Source organism: Burkholderia territorii (assembly GCF_001718335.1).
Taxonomy (GTDB): domain Bacteria; phylum Pseudomonadota; class Gammaproteobacteria; order Burkholderiales; family Burkholderiaceae; genus Burkholderia; species Burkholderia territorii.
In genome coordinates, this window is record NZ_CP013366.1 from 1,090,823 (window position 1) to 1,104,714 (window position 13,892).

At 67.8% G+C, this 13,892-nt stretch carries 15 protein-coding genes and 2 tRNA genes; 5 read left to right on the top strand and 12 right to left on the bottom strand.

Annotated features, from left to right (window positions below; translation table 11 throughout):
- Positions 1–2: 2 nt before the first annotated feature.
- From WS51_RS15735 to fdxA, 7 genes are all read right to left on the bottom strand, one after another.
- Positions 3–341 carry an AzlD domain-containing protein gene (locus WS51_RS15735; protein ID WP_059502907.1) on the bottom strand — a complete coding sequence of 113 codons (339 nt, stop codon included), beginning with the start codon at positions 339–341 and terminating at the stop codon, positions 3–5.
- Positions 338–1,111: an AzlC family ABC transporter permease gene (locus WS51_RS15740; RefSeq protein WP_059502905.1), complete on the bottom strand. Its 774-nt coding sequence runs from the start codon at positions 1,109–1,111 to the stop codon at positions 338–340. Before WS51_RS15740 ends, WS51_RS15735 begins: the two co-directional genes overlap by 4 nt.
- Before the next feature lie 120 nt (positions 1,112–1,231).
- Complete coding sequence (locus WS51_RS15745) at positions 1,232–2,137, bottom strand: AraC family transcriptional regulator (protein WP_059798693.1); 906 nt, start codon at positions 2,135–2,137, stop codon at positions 1,232–1,234.
- Between the two features lie 61 nt (positions 2,138–2,198).
- Positions 2,199–2,684 (bottom strand): CreA family protein, encoded by a 486-nt coding sequence (locus tag WS51_RS15750; RefSeq protein WP_059502901.1) that lies wholly within the window; start codon positions 2,682–2,684, stop codon positions 2,199–2,201.
- 107 nt (positions 2,685–2,791) lie between these two features.
- Positions 2,792–2,867: transfer RNA gene (locus tag WS51_RS15755), tRNA-Asn, on the bottom strand.
- Between the two features lie 75 nt (positions 2,868–2,942).
- A tRNA-Asn gene (locus WS51_RS15760) sits at positions 2,943–3,018 on the bottom strand.
- A gap of 105 nt (positions 3,019–3,123) precedes the next feature.
- Positions 3,124–3,447: a ferredoxin FdxA gene (gene fdxA, locus WS51_RS15765; RefSeq protein ID WP_042583454.1), complete on the bottom strand. Its 324-nt coding sequence runs from the start codon at positions 3,445–3,447 to the stop codon at positions 3,124–3,126.
- A gap of 287 nt (positions 3,448–3,734) precedes the next feature.
- On the opposite strand from fdxA, the gene pncB reads away from it, so the two are divergent.
- From pncB to WS51_RS15790, 5 genes are all read left to right on the top strand, one after another.
- A complete protein-coding gene (gene pncB, locus WS51_RS15770; protein WP_059447944.1) occupies positions 3,735–4,934 on the top strand; it encodes a nicotinate phosphoribosyltransferase in 1,200 nt (399 codons plus the stop codon).
- An 86-nt stretch (positions 4,935–5,020) separates the two neighbouring features.
- Positions 5,021–5,683 carry a LutC/YkgG family protein gene (locus WS51_RS15775; protein ID WP_059502899.1) on the top strand — a complete coding sequence of 221 codons (663 nt, stop codon included), beginning with the start codon at positions 5,021–5,023 and terminating at the stop codon, positions 5,681–5,683.
- Between the two features lie 52 nt (positions 5,684–5,735).
- Positions 5,736–7,166, top strand: coding sequence for a sodium:proton antiporter (locus WS51_RS15780; RefSeq protein WP_059977920.1), 1,431 nt, complete (start codon positions 5,736–5,738; stop codon positions 7,164–7,166).
- Between the two features lie 81 nt (positions 7,167–7,247).
- Positions 7,248–8,237 carry a 2-hydroxyacid dehydrogenase gene (locus WS51_RS15785; protein WP_059447983.1) on the top strand — a complete coding sequence of 330 codons (990 nt, stop codon included), beginning with the start codon at positions 7,248–7,250 and terminating at the stop codon, positions 8,235–8,237.
- Positions 8,234–9,712, top strand: a complete 1,479-nt coding sequence (locus WS51_RS15790) for a DNA recombination protein RmuC (RefSeq protein ID WP_059447947.1) — start codon at positions 8,234–8,236, stop codon at positions 9,710–9,712. Before WS51_RS15785 ends, WS51_RS15790 begins: the two co-directional genes overlap by 4 nt.
- Positions 9,713–9,809: 97 nt before the next feature.
- Here the strand turns inward: WS51_RS15790 and WS51_RS15795 are convergent, their stop codons facing one another.
- The 5 genes from WS51_RS15795 to moaA form a co-directional block, all read right to left on the bottom strand.
- Positions 9,810–10,295, bottom strand: a complete 486-nt coding sequence (locus WS51_RS15795; protein WP_069229425.1) for a GNAT family N-acetyltransferase — start codon at positions 10,293–10,295, stop codon at positions 9,810–9,812.
- Positions 10,292–10,567, bottom strand: coding sequence for a hypothetical protein (locus WS51_RS15800; protein ID WP_006476519.1), 276 nt, complete (start codon positions 10,565–10,567; stop codon positions 10,292–10,294). Before WS51_RS15800 ends, WS51_RS15795 begins: the two co-directional genes overlap by 4 nt.
- A gap of 37 nt (positions 10,568–10,604) precedes the next feature.
- Positions 10,605–11,900, bottom strand: coding sequence for a molybdopterin molybdotransferase MoeA (gene moeA / locus WS51_RS15805; RefSeq protein WP_069229426.1), 1,296 nt, complete (start codon positions 11,898–11,900; stop codon positions 10,605–10,607).
- Between the two features lie 105 nt (positions 11,901–12,005).
- On the bottom strand, positions 12,006–12,623 hold the full coding sequence (gene mobA / locus WS51_RS15810) for a molybdenum cofactor guanylyltransferase MobA (protein WP_059502889.1): 618 nt from the start codon (positions 12,621–12,623) through the stop codon (positions 12,006–12,008).
- Positions 12,624–12,652: 29 nt separating this feature from the next.
- Positions 12,653–13,765 (bottom strand): GTP 3',8-cyclase MoaA, encoded by a 1,113-nt coding sequence (gene moaA / locus WS51_RS15815; RefSeq protein WP_069229427.1) that lies wholly within the window; start codon positions 13,763–13,765, stop codon positions 12,653–12,655.
- Positions 13,766–13,892 lie beyond the last annotated feature (127 nt).

The window sequence follows — 13,892 nt, forward strand, 5'->3', positions numbered from 1 at the left end:
GCTCAGGCCGACAGCCAGTGCGGTATCACGATCCCTTGCCAGACAAAGAACACCGCGAGCCCGACCGCGATCGTCACGAGCGGCCGGCGTGTCGTCGCCGACACGAGCACGGCGGCGAGCGCGCCGACGAGCTGCGGATTGCGCCAGGTCAGCTCGGCCGTGCCGCCGTGCGGCGAGACGGTCATCGGCACGATGATCGCGGTCAGCACGGTGACGGGCACGAAGCCGAGCGCGGTCCGGACCAGCGGCGGGAAAGTCAGCCGCTCGCCGAACAGGAACAGCGTCGTGCGGATCGCATAGGTGATCACGGCCATTCCGAGGATCAGCAGCGCGTAGCTCACGAGGCGGTCTCCGTGCGTGAAGCGGTGCGCGAACGCGCGTGCCGCAACGTCAGCGCGACGCCGACCGCGACGCCGGCGGCGACCGCGCCCAGCAGCCCGAGCTTGTACGGCCAGCCTTGCCAGAAGTACGCGAGCGTGCCGGCTGTCGCGGCGGCCGCGAAATAGCGCAGCGTGCCGAGCTGCGGAACGACGATCGCGATGAAGGTCGCCGCCATCGCGAAATCGAGGCCGAGCGACTGCAGGCCGGGGAAAGCCGCGCCGAAGCCGATGCCCGCCAGCGTCCAGACCTGCCAGTTCAGGTACATCGCGAGGCCGGAGCCGAAGAAGTAGTGGGGGCCGATCGTACCGGGCGGGAAGTGCCGGTAGTGCGCGTAGGCGACCGCGAACACCTCGTCGGTCATCAACGCACCGAGGGTCGCGCGCCAGCGCAGCGGCAGGTGCGCGACGTACGGCGCGAGCGTCGCGCTGTACAACAGGTGACGCAGGTTCACGATCAGCGTCGTCGCGAGCACGACGACGAAGCTCGCGCTGCCGGCGATCAGGCCGAGCGCGATGAATTGGGCGGAGCCGGCGAACACCGCAAGCGACATCAGCGCACCGTGCCATGCGGCGAGCGGGCCGCCGCCGACCAGCGTGCCGAAGATCACGCCGAACGGTGCCGCGCCGATCATCATCGGGATCGTGTCGCGTGCGCCGTCGAACCATTCGTTGAGCGGGCGGCGGGGCGGCGGTGAATTCGAGTGTGCGGGTTTCAAGGGGCGCGTTTCCATGAATTGCAGGATAGCGGTGCGCAGCCGTGACGGCTTGTACGTTCTTGCGCCCGCGGTGCCGGCGGCGCAAGCTGCGTGCCGGATGCCGCTCGCTGTCGATTGCAGGCCGGAAAGTATGCGTCAGCGCGCTTGCCAGCGGCCGGGCGGCACGCCGAACATTCGTTTGAAATGCCGTGAGAAGTGACTCTGGTCGACGAAGCCGCTGGCCGCGGCGACATCGGCGATCGGCACGCCGGCGCGCAACGGCGCAAGCGCGCGCTGCAGCCGCAACTGATTGCGCCATGCGTGCGGCGGCATTCCGATCGTCCGGGTGAACAGCCGGGCCGCGTGAAACGGCGACAGGCCGGCGGCCTGCGCGACGTCGTCAAGCGTGACCGTGCCCGTGAGATCGGCGGCGAGCCGCTCGCGCATCGCGTCGACGCGCGGCTCGTCGGCCGCGAGCGCCGCCGGCTGCAGCCGCGCGTCGGCATGGCGCACGATCAGTGTCGACAACGCATCGAGCATCGCCGTTTCGGCGGCGAGCGGATCGTAGACGCGCGGCGCCGCGGCGGCCGGCGCCTCGGCAGCCGGCTGCTCTTGCGGGTGAAACGGCGTCATGGATTCGCTGCCGGCCTCCATCATCCGATGGGCCAGCGCGAGCCGCGCCGCGAGATCGGCGTCGCGGATCACGTCGGACGGGAACCATGGCGCATCGTGCGGGCGCCCCGCGATCGCACGCGCGAGCGCGCGGATGTAGTCGACCGGCACATAGCTCACGCGATAGCACCAGCCTTCGTCGGTCGCGCGCGAGCCCGTGTGCACTTCGCCGGGATTGATCACGGGCACGGTGCCCGTTTCGGCGACATGGCCGCTGCCGCGGCAGGTGTAGCGCTCCGCGCCCTCGAGGATCACGGGGATCGTGTACGCGTCGTGCCAGTGCGGCGCGAACGTGTGGTTGCGATAGGTGGCCGTGAGCAGATCCGCGTCCGGCAGCAGCGGCGTGCGCCAGTAACGTGCGGAGTCCGGAAGAAGGCGGGTGGCGGACATGTTCGGGCGCGCGGGCGGTCGAATCGACAGTGTATCGCTCCGGCGCCCGGCCGGCGCGCGCTTACTTGACCGGAATCGTCGTGCCGGCCGGCATCGGCACGGCAGTGACGGCGTTCTTCGGGCTGCCGCTGACGATGCGGTCGCTGTAGGTCAGATAGACGAGCGTGTTGCGCTTCTTGTCGACCACGCGCACGACGTGCAGCGTCTTGAAGATGAACGACATCCGCTCGCTGAACACGTCGGTCTGCTGCTTGAGCGGCTCCTTGAAGCTGAGCGGGCCGACCTGCCGGCACGCGATCGACGCTTCGCTCGGATCCTCCGCGACGCCGAGCGTGCCCTTGATCCCGCCGGTGCGCGCGCGCGACACGTAGCAGGTGACGCCCGTCACGAGCGGATCGTCGTACGCTTCGACGACCACGCGATCGGAGCCCGTCACGCGGAAATGGGTGTTGACGCTGCCGACTTCCTCCGCGTGCGCGAATGGCGCGGCGGCAACGGCGGAGAGCAGAAGGGCGAACGGCGCGGCGGAAAGGAGGCGGTGCTTCATCGACGGAACCGGATGCGAATGCGGGACACAGACTCTAGCACGCGCGGCGGTGGCCGATGGGCGCCGGAAAAACTAAAGGCCCGTCGAATGACGGGCCTTTTGCTGTCTGGCTCCCCGACCTGGGCTCGAACCAGGGACCTACGGATTAACAGTCCGGCGCTCTACCGACTGAGCTATCGGGGAATAAATCGGTACATCTGCTTCGTTGTTCGGTAACCAACAAAAAACCCGTCTACTTTCAACGGGCTCTTGCATTTTTGGCTCCCCGACCTGGGCTCGAACCAGGGACCTACGGATTAACAGTCCGGCGCTCTACCGACTGAGCTATCGGGGAACAAACAACAACAGCAGAGAAACGAGATTGTATGGAGCGTTCGCTAACCTGTCAACACTTTTGAGCGGCGACGCACAAAAATTTTTTTGCGGCGCCGCTGCGCGATCAGCGCTCGAGCAGGTGCAGCTTTTCCTGCACGTCCTTCCACTCGTCCGCGTCGGCCGGTGCCGGCTTCGTCTTCGTGATCGACGGCCAGTTCTTGGCGAGTTCCGCGTTCAGCGCGGTGAACTGCTGCTGGTCGCCCGGAACGTCTTCTTCGGCATAGATCGCATTGGTCGGGCACTCGGCGACGCACACGGCGCAGTCGATGCACTCGTCCGGATCGATGGCGAGAAAGTTGGGACCTTCACGGAAGCAATCCACCGGGCACACATCCACGCAATCCGTGTATTTGCACTTGATGCAGCCTTCGGTCACAACGTGAGTCATTAAAACGCTCCTGCTTGGCGGTATATATGGGGTGGCGTTTGCGCCAAAAGCGGCATTGTAACTGAAGCGCAAAACCCGCATCGCGTGGTCGGCTTTCCGGCTTATATCGTTTCGTGATTAGTTTATGGCGGCAACCTCGCTGCTCGCGCATGCGGCATTCGCGCGACGCGCCCGGGCAGTGCGCGGGCGGTTTCGCGATGGTCGGGCCCGCATTCGGGTAACATGGCCGCAGACCGGGCGGCGCGCGGTGCGCCGGGCCGTGTCACGATATTGGCGGTGCCGTAATCATGATCATCACTTCGCTGCTCGACACGGATCTCTACAAGTTCACGATGATGCAGGTCGTCCTGCATCACTTTCCTGCCGCAAACGTCGAGTACCGGTTCCGGTGCCGCACGCCCGGCGTCGATCTCGTCCCGTACATCGACGAGATCCGCGACGAGGTGCGCGGCCTTTGTTCGCTGCGCTTCACCGACGTCGAGCTCGACTACCTGCGGCGCATGCGCTTCATCAAGAGCGATTTCGTCGACTTCCTCGCGCTGTTCCACCTGAACGAGAAATACATTTCGATCATGCCTTCGCCGAAGGGCAACGGCGAGATCGACATCGTGATCGAGGGGCCGTGGCTGCACACGATCCTGTTCGAGATTCCGGTGCTCGCGATCGTCAACGAAGTCTATTTCCGCAACACGCAGCGCGAGCCCGACTATCGCGAAGGCCGCGAGCGGCTGCGCGAGAAGATCAAGCTGCTCGGCGCGAAGCCCGAGTTCGCCGACTGCAAGATCGCCGACTACGGCACGCGCCGGCGCTTCTCGAAGGTGTGGCACGAGGAGGTCGCGCTCACGCTGCGCGACGGGCTCGGCGCGCAGTTCGCGGGCACGAGCAACGTGTTGTACGCGATGAAGCACGGCCTGACGCCGCTCGGCACGATGGCCCACGAATACCTGCAGGCCTGCCAGGCGCTCGGCCCGCGGCTGCGCGATTCGCAAACCTACGGTTTCGAGATGTGGGCGAAGGAGTATCGCGGCGACCTCGGGATCGCGCTGTCGGACGTCTACGGGATGGACGCGTTCCTGAACGACTTCGACATGTACTTCTGCAAGCTGTTCGACGGCGCGCGCCACGATTCGGGCGACCCGTTCGAGTGGGGCGAGCGCATGCTGCGCCACTACGAGGCGAACCGCTGCGATCCGCGTACCAAGGTGCTCGTGTTCTCCGACGCGCTCGACATCCCGAAGGTCATGCAGCTGTACGAACGGTTCCGCGGCCGCTGCAAGCTCGCGTTCGGCGTCGGCACCAACCTCACGAACGATCTCGGCTACGTGCCGCTGCAGATCGTGATCAAGATGGTCCGCTGCAACGGGCAGCCGGTCGCGAAGCTATCGGATTCGCCCGGCAAGAGCATGTGCGACGACAAGGCGTATCTAGCGTACCTGCGCCAGGTGTTCGGCATCGCGCAGCCGGTCGACGAGGACGCATCGCAGTAAGCGTCGGCCATGCGGCCAGGTGCGTCGCGGCGAGGGCGGCCGGTATAATCCGACGGTATCGCACGCCAACGTCACGAGGACCGTTCATGGACACTTCCGCTGCCCGTCGCCAGATCCTCGCACGCATTCGCGCGGCGCAAGGACGCGCACCCGAGCCCGATGCAGTGGAGCGCGACGGCGTCGCCGACTATCTCGCCCGCCATCCCGAGGGGCCGCGCCCGCCGATGCCGGCGGATCTTGTCGCGGCATTCGTCGACGAAGCGGCGCGCCTGTCGACGACGGTCGACGAAGTCGCGACCCTCGCCGACGCGCCGGCCGCCGCGGCCCGCTATCTTTCCGCGCACGGCCTGCCGTTGCAGGCCGTTGCATGGCGCACGCTGGCCGAGCTCGACTGGGCCGGCGCGGGCCTGTCGGTCGAATGCCGCAAGCCGCGCGACGGCGATCTCGTCGGCCTCACGGGCTGCTTCTGCGCAACCGCCGAAACGGGTTCGCTGGTGCTGCTGTCCGGGCCGGACACCTATGCATCGGCCGCGCTGCTGCCGGAGACGCACATCGCGATCGTGCCGGCGTCGCGGATCGTCGCCGGTCATGAAGACGCATTCGCGCTGATTCGCGCGGAGCGCGGCGAATTGCCGCGCGCGGTCAATTTCGTATCGGGCCCGTCGCGCACGGGCGATATCGAGCAGACCATCGTGCTGGGCGCGCACGGCCCGTACCGCGTTCACGCGATCGTCGTACGCGGCGCATGACGTGCGCGCCTGATCCATCCTCACTCGACTCATTCGCACAAGGAAGTTCTGCATGAAACGACATGCCGCCTGGGCGGGCATGGCGTCGGGAGCCGCGCTTGGCGCCGTTCCCGCGCTTGCATCGGCCGCCACGCTCGACGGTGCCACGCTGTCCGCACTCTGGGGCATCCCGTTCGCCGGGATCCTGCTGTCCATCGCGATGTTCCCGCTCGTCGCGCCGGTGTTCTGGCATCACCACTTCGGCAAGATCGCCGCGGCATGGGCGATCGTGTTCCTGGTCCCGTTCGCCTTCGCGTTCGGCGCCGGCACGGCGTTCGGCACGCTCGTGCATGCGCTGCTCGAGGAATACATCCCGTTCATTGTGCTGTTGACGGCGCTCTATACGGTCGCCGGCGGCATTTGCGTCAACGGCAACCTGCACGGCACGCCGAAGCTGAACACCGCGATTCTCGCGCTGGGCACGCTGCTCGCGAGCGTGATGGGCACGACCGGCGCGGCGATGCTGCTGATCCGGCCGCTGCTGCGCGCGAACGATAACCGCAAGCACGTCGTGCACGTCGTGATCTTCTTCATCTTCCTCGTCGCGAACGCGGGCGGCTCGCTGTCGCCGCTCGGCGATCCGCCGCTGTTCCTCGGTTTCCTGAATGGCGTGAGCTTCTTCTGGACGACCACGCATCTCGCGCTGCCGATGCTGTTCATCTGCGCGGTGCTGCTGACGATGTTCTTCGTGCTCGACACGTACTTCTACCGGAAGGCCGGCGAAGAGCGGCCGGCCGCGCTCGACCCGACGCCCGACGGCGGCGCGCTGTCGATCGACGGCAAGATCAACTTCGTGCTGCTCGCGGCCGTGATCGGCCTCGTGCTGATGAGCGGCATCTGGAAGCCGGACGTCACGTTCGACGTGTGGGGCACGCACGTCGCGCTGCAGAATCTCGTGCGCGACGCGGCGCTGGCCGTCGTGGCGCTCGCGTCGCTCGCGCTGACGCCGCGCTCGGCGCGCGAAGGCAACGCGTTCAACTGGGCGCCGATCGAGGAGGTCGCGAAGCTGTTCGCGGGGATCTTCGTGACGATCGCGCCCGTGATCGTGATCCTGCGCGCGGGTGCGGACGGCGCGTTCGCACCGATCGTCCATCTGGTCACGGGGCCGGACGGCAAGCCGATCGACGCGATGTACTTCTGGGCGACCGGACTGCTGTCGTCGTTCCTCGACAACGCGCCGACCTACCTGGTGTTCTTCAACCTCGCGGGCGGCGATGCGCAATCGCTGATGACGACGGGCGCGACGACGCTCGCCGCGATTTCCGCGGGGGCGGTGTTCATGGGCGCGAACAGCTACATCGGCAATGCGCCGAACTTCATGGTGAAGGCGATCGCGGAATCGCGCGGCGTGAAGATGCCGAGCTTCTTTGCCTATCTCGGCTGGGCGCTCGTGATCCTGGTACCTGTATTCCTGCTGACGTCGTGGATCTTCTTCCCGGCGTAGGCTGACGATTTTCAACCTAGCGCGGACGGCCTGGGCGGCGCACGATGTGCCGCGTGCCGGCCGCGGCATGCGGAGATGGCGATGCAGAAGATCCTGGTCGCACGTCCGATCTTCCCGGACGTGATCGAACGGCTCGAGCAGTACTTTGAAGTCGACTGGAACAACGGCGACGCGCTCGCGCCCGACGCGCTTGCCGCGCGCCTCGCGGACAAGGACGGTGCGCTGACGGCCGGTGATCCGGTCGGCGCGGCCGTGCTCGCGGCGGCGCCGCGCCTGCGCGTCGTGTCGAACATGGCGGTCGGCTACAACAATTTCGACATGGCCGCGTTCAACGCCGCGAACGTGCTCGGCACCAACACGCCCGACGTGCTGAACGAATCGACCGCGGATTTCGGCTGGGCGCTGATGATGGCCGCCGCGCGGCGGATTGCCGAATCCGAACACTGGTTGCGCGCCGGGCACTGGCAGAAGTGGGCGTACGACGGTTTCCTCGGTAGCGACATCTACGGCTCGACGCTCGGCGTGATCGGCATGGGACGTATCGGTCAGGCACTCGCACGGCGCGCGCGCGGCTTCGGGATGCAGGTGATCTATCACAACCGGTCACGGGTCGCGCCCGAGATCGAGGCCGAGCTGAATGCCGAATACGTATCGAAGGACGACTTGCTGGCACGTGCCGATCACGTCGTGCTCGTGCTGCCGTACACGAAGGAGAACCACCACACGATCGGCGCGGCCGAACTCGCGAAGATGAAGCGCACGGCGACGCTGACCAACATTGCGCGCGGCGGCATCGTCGACGACGCGGCGCTGGCCGCCGCGCTGCGCGACGGGACGATCGCCGCGGCCGGCCTCGACGTCTACGAAGGCGAACCGAGCGTCCATCCGGCGCTGCTCGAGGTGCCGAACGTCGTGCTGACGCCGCACATCGCGAGCGCGACCGAGAAGACGCGCCGCGCGATGGCGAACCTCGCGGCCGACAATTTGATCGCCGCGCTCGGCGAAGGGCCGCGCGCGGGCCGGCCGCCGAACCCGATCAACCCTGACGTGATCGGGAAGCCGCGCGCATGACGACGACGTTGTTGCTGGCGGCGGTCGTCGTGCTGGCCGTCGCGCTCGCGGTGGCGATCGTCGCGCTCGTGCGTGGCGGCGGCCGCCACGACGATGCGGCCGTGCTCGGCGACCGGATCGAGGACGCCGCGCACGCACAGGCGCTTGCAGTGGAGCGGCTCGAGCGCGAGCTGCGCGGGGAGATCGTCGAGAACGCGCGCGGCTCGCGCACCGAGCTGGCTGGCAGTTTCTCGCAACTTCAGCAGACGCTCGCGACCCAGCTGACGAGCATCGCGACCGTGCAGAACAATCAGATCGAGGGTTTCGCGCAACAACTGGGCAAGCTTGTCGCGGGCAACGCGCAGCAGTTCGACGCGATGCGCGAGAGCGTGCAGCGCCAGGCGCAGCAGGCGCGCGAAGAGCAGACGGTTGCGCTGCGGCTGTTCGGCGACACGCTGAACCGTCAGCTCACGCAACTGACCGAGGCCAACGATCGCCGGATCGGCGAAGTGCGTGCGACGCTCGAGCAGCGGCTGAAGGAAATCGAGACGAACAATGCGGCGAAGCTCGAGGAGATGCGCCGCACCGTCGACGAGAAGCTGCATGCGACGCTCGAACAGCGGCTCGGCGAATCGTTCAAGCTCGTGTCCGACCGTCTCGAGCAGGTGCACCGCGGGCTCGGCGAGATGCAGACGCTCGCGGCCGGCGTCGGGGACCTGAAGAAGGTGCTGACCAACGTGAAGACGCGCGGCACGTGGGGCGAGGTGCAGCTCGAGGCCCTGCTCGAGCAGATGCTCACGCCCGACCAGTACGCGAAGAACGTCGCGACGGTGCCGAAGAGCAGCGAACGCGTCGAGTTCGCGATCCGGCTGCCGGGGCGCGAAGCCGGCACGCGCGATGCGCCGCCGGTGTGGCTGCCGATCGACGCGAAATTCCCGCGCGAGGACTACGAGCGGCTGATCGACGCGCAGGAGCGCGCCGATTCGGTGGCGGTCGAGGACGCGGCCCGCGCGCTCGAGGCGCGCGTGCGGATGGAGGCGCGCACGATTGCCGAGAAGTACGTCGCGCCGCCGCATACGACCGACTTCGCGCTGCTGTTCCTGCCGACCGAGGGGCTCTATGCGGAGATCCTGCGTCGCCCGGGGCTGACCGATCTGCTGCAGCGCGACTATCGTGTGACGGTAGCTGGGCCGACGACGCTCACCGCGCTGTTGAACAGCCTGCAGATGGGTTTCCGCACGCTCGCGATCGAACAGCGCTCGAGCGAGGTGTGGCAGGTGCTCGGCGCCGTGAAGACCGAATTCGGCAAGTTCGGCGATGTGCTCGCGCGCACGAAGGCGCAGCTCGAAACGGTCACGCGCTCGATCGAGGCCGCCGAGCAGCGTACCCGCGTGATGAACCGCAAGCTGAAGCAGGTCGAGGCGTTGCCGGGCGAGACGGCGGCCGGGCTGCTCGGCGCGGAAGCGGCCGACGGTGCCGATGCCGACGATGCATGACGCATCGCACGCAAGGCCGAAGCCGGCCGGAACGAAGAACGGGCGCCGCGGCGCCCGTTTCCTTTGCAGCAACAACCGGCGCGTGGCCGGTTTGCATTCAACGTGCGGCGAGCATGTTCAGCGCATCCCCGGTGACGCGCACGATGCGCCATTCCGGCAGCACGGTCGCGCCCATCTTCTCGTAGAAGTCGATCGCCGGCTGGTTCCAGTCGAGCACTGACCATTCGAAGCGGGCGCAACGGCGCTCGACGGCGAGTGCGGCGAGGTGTTGCAGCATCGCCGTGCCGAGGCCCGTGCCGCGCTGCGACGGTTGGACGTACAGATCCTCGAGATACAGGCCGCGCCGGCCAAGGAACGTCGAATAATTGTGAAAGAACAGCGCGTACGCGACGATCGCACCATCGCGCTCGGCCACCAGCGCCTCGGCGGCCGGGCGCTCGCCGAACAGCGCGTCGGCCAGATCGGCATCGCTCGCGACGAACAGGTGCGTGAGCTTCTCGAATTCGGCCAGCTCTCGCATCAGCGCGAGGATCGCGCCGACGTCGCGCGTTTCGGCAGCGCGGATCAGCGGCGTGACGCTCACGCTTCCTCCGGCGGATCGGACAGCACGATCTCGATGCCGCCGAAGCGCGACGCGACCCAGTTGTACGCGTGGCAGGCGATCCACAGCAGCACGAAACCGAGGATCGCGTTCAGCAGCAGCGCGCTCAGGATCGTGCTCAGTTCGACCATCCCGTAACGGATGTACGCGACCAGGATACCGAGCAGCACGATCGGCACGCTGAACGTCAGGTAGACGAGGATCAGCGCCTTTGCGGTCTGCCCCGCGGCGATCGACGAGATTTGTTTCTTCATGTGCGGATTGCCCCCGTAGAGATATACCGATTGGAATTCAGATCGAGCCGTCGAGCGGCAGGATGTCGACCGGGGCGCCCGCGTCGACTGTCGCGCAATCGTGGCCCAGGACGATGAAACAGTTGGCGGCCGCGAGGCCGCTCAGCGATGCGGAACTCTGCGAACCGGCCGGCGCGACAAGCCACTGGCCGTCGGCGTCGCGCGTCGCGATCGCGCGCAGGTATTCGGTGCGGCCCGGGCGCTTTTTCAGCGCCTGCGTGCTGCGTGCCGTGTACATCGCCGGCGGCGGCACATGCGCGCCAGCCAGCGTCAGCAGCGCGGGGCGCACGATCGCATGGAACGTCACGGCGGAGGCGACCGGATTACCGGGCAGCCCGAAGAACAGCACGTGGCCCGCGCCGCCGCCGTCGCGCGCGAGCGTGCCGCACGCGAGCGGCCGGCCGGGGCGCAGCGCGAGACTCGCGAAGGTCACGTCGCCCAGCCGCGCCATCACGTCGCGCGTGAAATCGGCTTCGCCGACCGACACACCGCCCGACGTGATCACCGCGTCTGCGTGAGCGGCGGCGGCATTGCGCAACGCGCGTTCGAGCGCCGCCGGATCGTCGCGGACGATGCCGAGATCGAGCGCATCGATGTGCAGCTTTTCGAGCATCGCGACCAGCATCGCGCGATTGCTGTCGTACAGCGTGCCGCGGGCGGGCGGCTCGCCGGGTTCGCGCAGTTCGTCGCCAGTCGAGAACACGGCGACGCGCACGCGGCGACGCACCCTGACTTCGCCCAATCCGAACGACGCGAGCAGGCCGAGATCGGACGGGCGCAGGACGCGGCCGGCGGCAAGCGCGCGGGCGCCGCGCGCCAGATCCTCGCCGGCGCGGCGGCAGTTTGCGCCGCGTGTGATGTCGCGCGCGGCGAAGCGGATGACATCGCCGTCGACGCGCACGTGTTCCTGCGCAATGACCGTGTCGCATCCGGCCGGCATCGGCGCGCCGGTCATGATGCGGATGCATGCACCGGGCGCCACGGCTCCATCGAACGGATGGCCGGCCAACGCCGTGCCGGCGACTGTCAGCGCGATGTCGGCGGCCGAAGCGGGCGCGTATGCGCTGCCGTCGAATGCATAGCCGTCCATCGCCGAGTTGTCGTACGCGGGAATGTCGAACGGCGCAATCACGTCGGCTGCCAGCACGCGGTCGAGCGCGTCATGCAGCCTCACCGTGTCGCACGCGGCGACCGGCACCGCGAACCGGCACGCGAGCGCCTGCGCATCGGCGAGCGACAACGGGGCAGCGGAATCGGGTGCGGTTCGGGAGGCGGGCGAGGATTGCGTGATCATCAGTCTGACTGCGCCGCAAGGCGTATCGGGTTCGTGGCCGGTGGCGCGCGCAGGGCGCCGGAGCGCGAAGGCGCATGCGGCGGGCGGGAACGGATGCCGGCGCCGTCAGCGGCGGGCAAGCGCGGCTAGTTCCTGCCAGGAGTTGGCATTGTAAAACGCACGCTCGTCGCAAAACTCGACTTCGACCGTCTTGTGGCGTGCGTACCACGCACGCACCTTGCGCTCGCCGGCCGCGAGTCCGGCCGCGAGATCGTCGGCGAGCGACGTGCGCAGCAGCGCGCACGTCGGCTGCGGCGAACGTGCCTGTTGCGCGTCGACGGTCACCGCCATCGCGATGTCGGCCTGATGCGCGTCGAGTGCCGCGAGCAGCCGCGCGACGAGGTCGGTCGGCAAATAGGGCGTATCGCACGGCGAGCACGCGACGAGCGGTGCGCGCGCCGCCCGCATGCCGGCAAGCAGACCGGCGAGCGGGCCGGGAAAATCGGGTGTGTCGTCCGGCACGATGCGCGCGTCGAACGGCGCACCGAGCTCGGCATAGCGATCGGCGTTGCGATTCGCGCTGATCAGCATCTCGTCGACCTGCGGCGAAAGCCGGCGCAGCACGTGCAGCGCAAGCGGCGTACCGTCGAGCAGTTGCAGGCCCTTGTCGGCGCCGTCCATGCGCGTCGCGCGGCCGCCAGCGAGCAGCAGGCCGGTGACGGAAGGCGACGCGGAAGCGGACATCACGGGGAATCGAGGAAGGCGGGCGCGCGTCATCCGCCGATATACGACATTTCGACGCGCTTGCCGGCACCGTCGGGTGCCGCGTCGGCGGACGCGCTGCCGCGCAGCTGCGAATAGCGGTCGGTGCGCGCCTGCCAGATCCGGGCGATCGCGGTCGCGATTTCCGCGTCGCTCGCGCCGCCGCGCACTAAGGCGCGCAGGTCATGGCCGGTCGACGCGAACAGGCACAGGTACAGCTTGCCTTCGGTCGACAACCGCGCGCGCGTGCAGTCGCCGCAGAATGCCTGCGTGACGCTCGAGATCACGCCGATTTCGCCGCTGCCGTCCGCATAGCCCCAGCGCTGCGCGGTTTCCGCCGCCGTGTGCGGCTCGAGCGGCACGAGCGGAAACCGTTCGGCGATGCGTGCGACGACGTCCGCGGACGGCAGCACTTCGGTCATGTTCCAGCCGTTCGACGTGCCGACGTCCATGTATTCGATGAAACGCAGGATCACGCCGGTGCCGCGGAAGCGCTCGGCCATCGGCAGGATTTCGCCATCGTTGGTGCCGCGCTTCACGACCATGTTGACCTTGACCGGCGCGAGGCCCGCGGCCTGCGCGGCGAAGATGCCGTCGAGCACGTCGGCGCTCGCGAAGTCGGCATCGTTCATGCGCTTGAACAGCGTATCGTCGAGCGCGTCGAGGCTCACCGTCACGCGCGTGAGGCCGGCGTCCTTCAGTGCGCGCGCCTTGCGCGCGAGCAGCGAGCCATTGGTGGTCAGCGTCAGGTCGAGCGGGCGGCCGTCATGGGTCGTCAGGCGCGCGAGGCGCTCGATCAGGAATTCGAGGTTCTTGCGCAGTAGCGGTTCGCCGCCGGTGATCCGGATCTTTTCGACGCCGTGGGCGACGAACAGCCGCGCCACGCGCTCGATCTCCTCGTGCGCGAGCAGCGCGCTGTGCGGCAGGAACGGGTAATTCTTGTCGAACACGTCTCGCGGCATGCAATACACGCAGCGGAAGTTGCAGCGGTCCGTCACCGAGATGCGCAGGTCGCGCAACGGCCTGGCGAACCTGTCGGCCAAGGCGCCGTCGGGGAGATGCGCGACACCGGAGATATCCGGCATCCCGCTGACGTCGGCGAGAGGAATGATGCGTCGGGACATGTTCAAAGAAGTGCGAGCCAAGCTTCTATTTTAGCCGCAAGCGGCTGGCCGGGCCGGTGGGCGGAAACCCGCAGCGCGGAAATGGAAAAGCCCGCCGGAGGCGGGCTTTTCCTGGTCGGGCGATCCG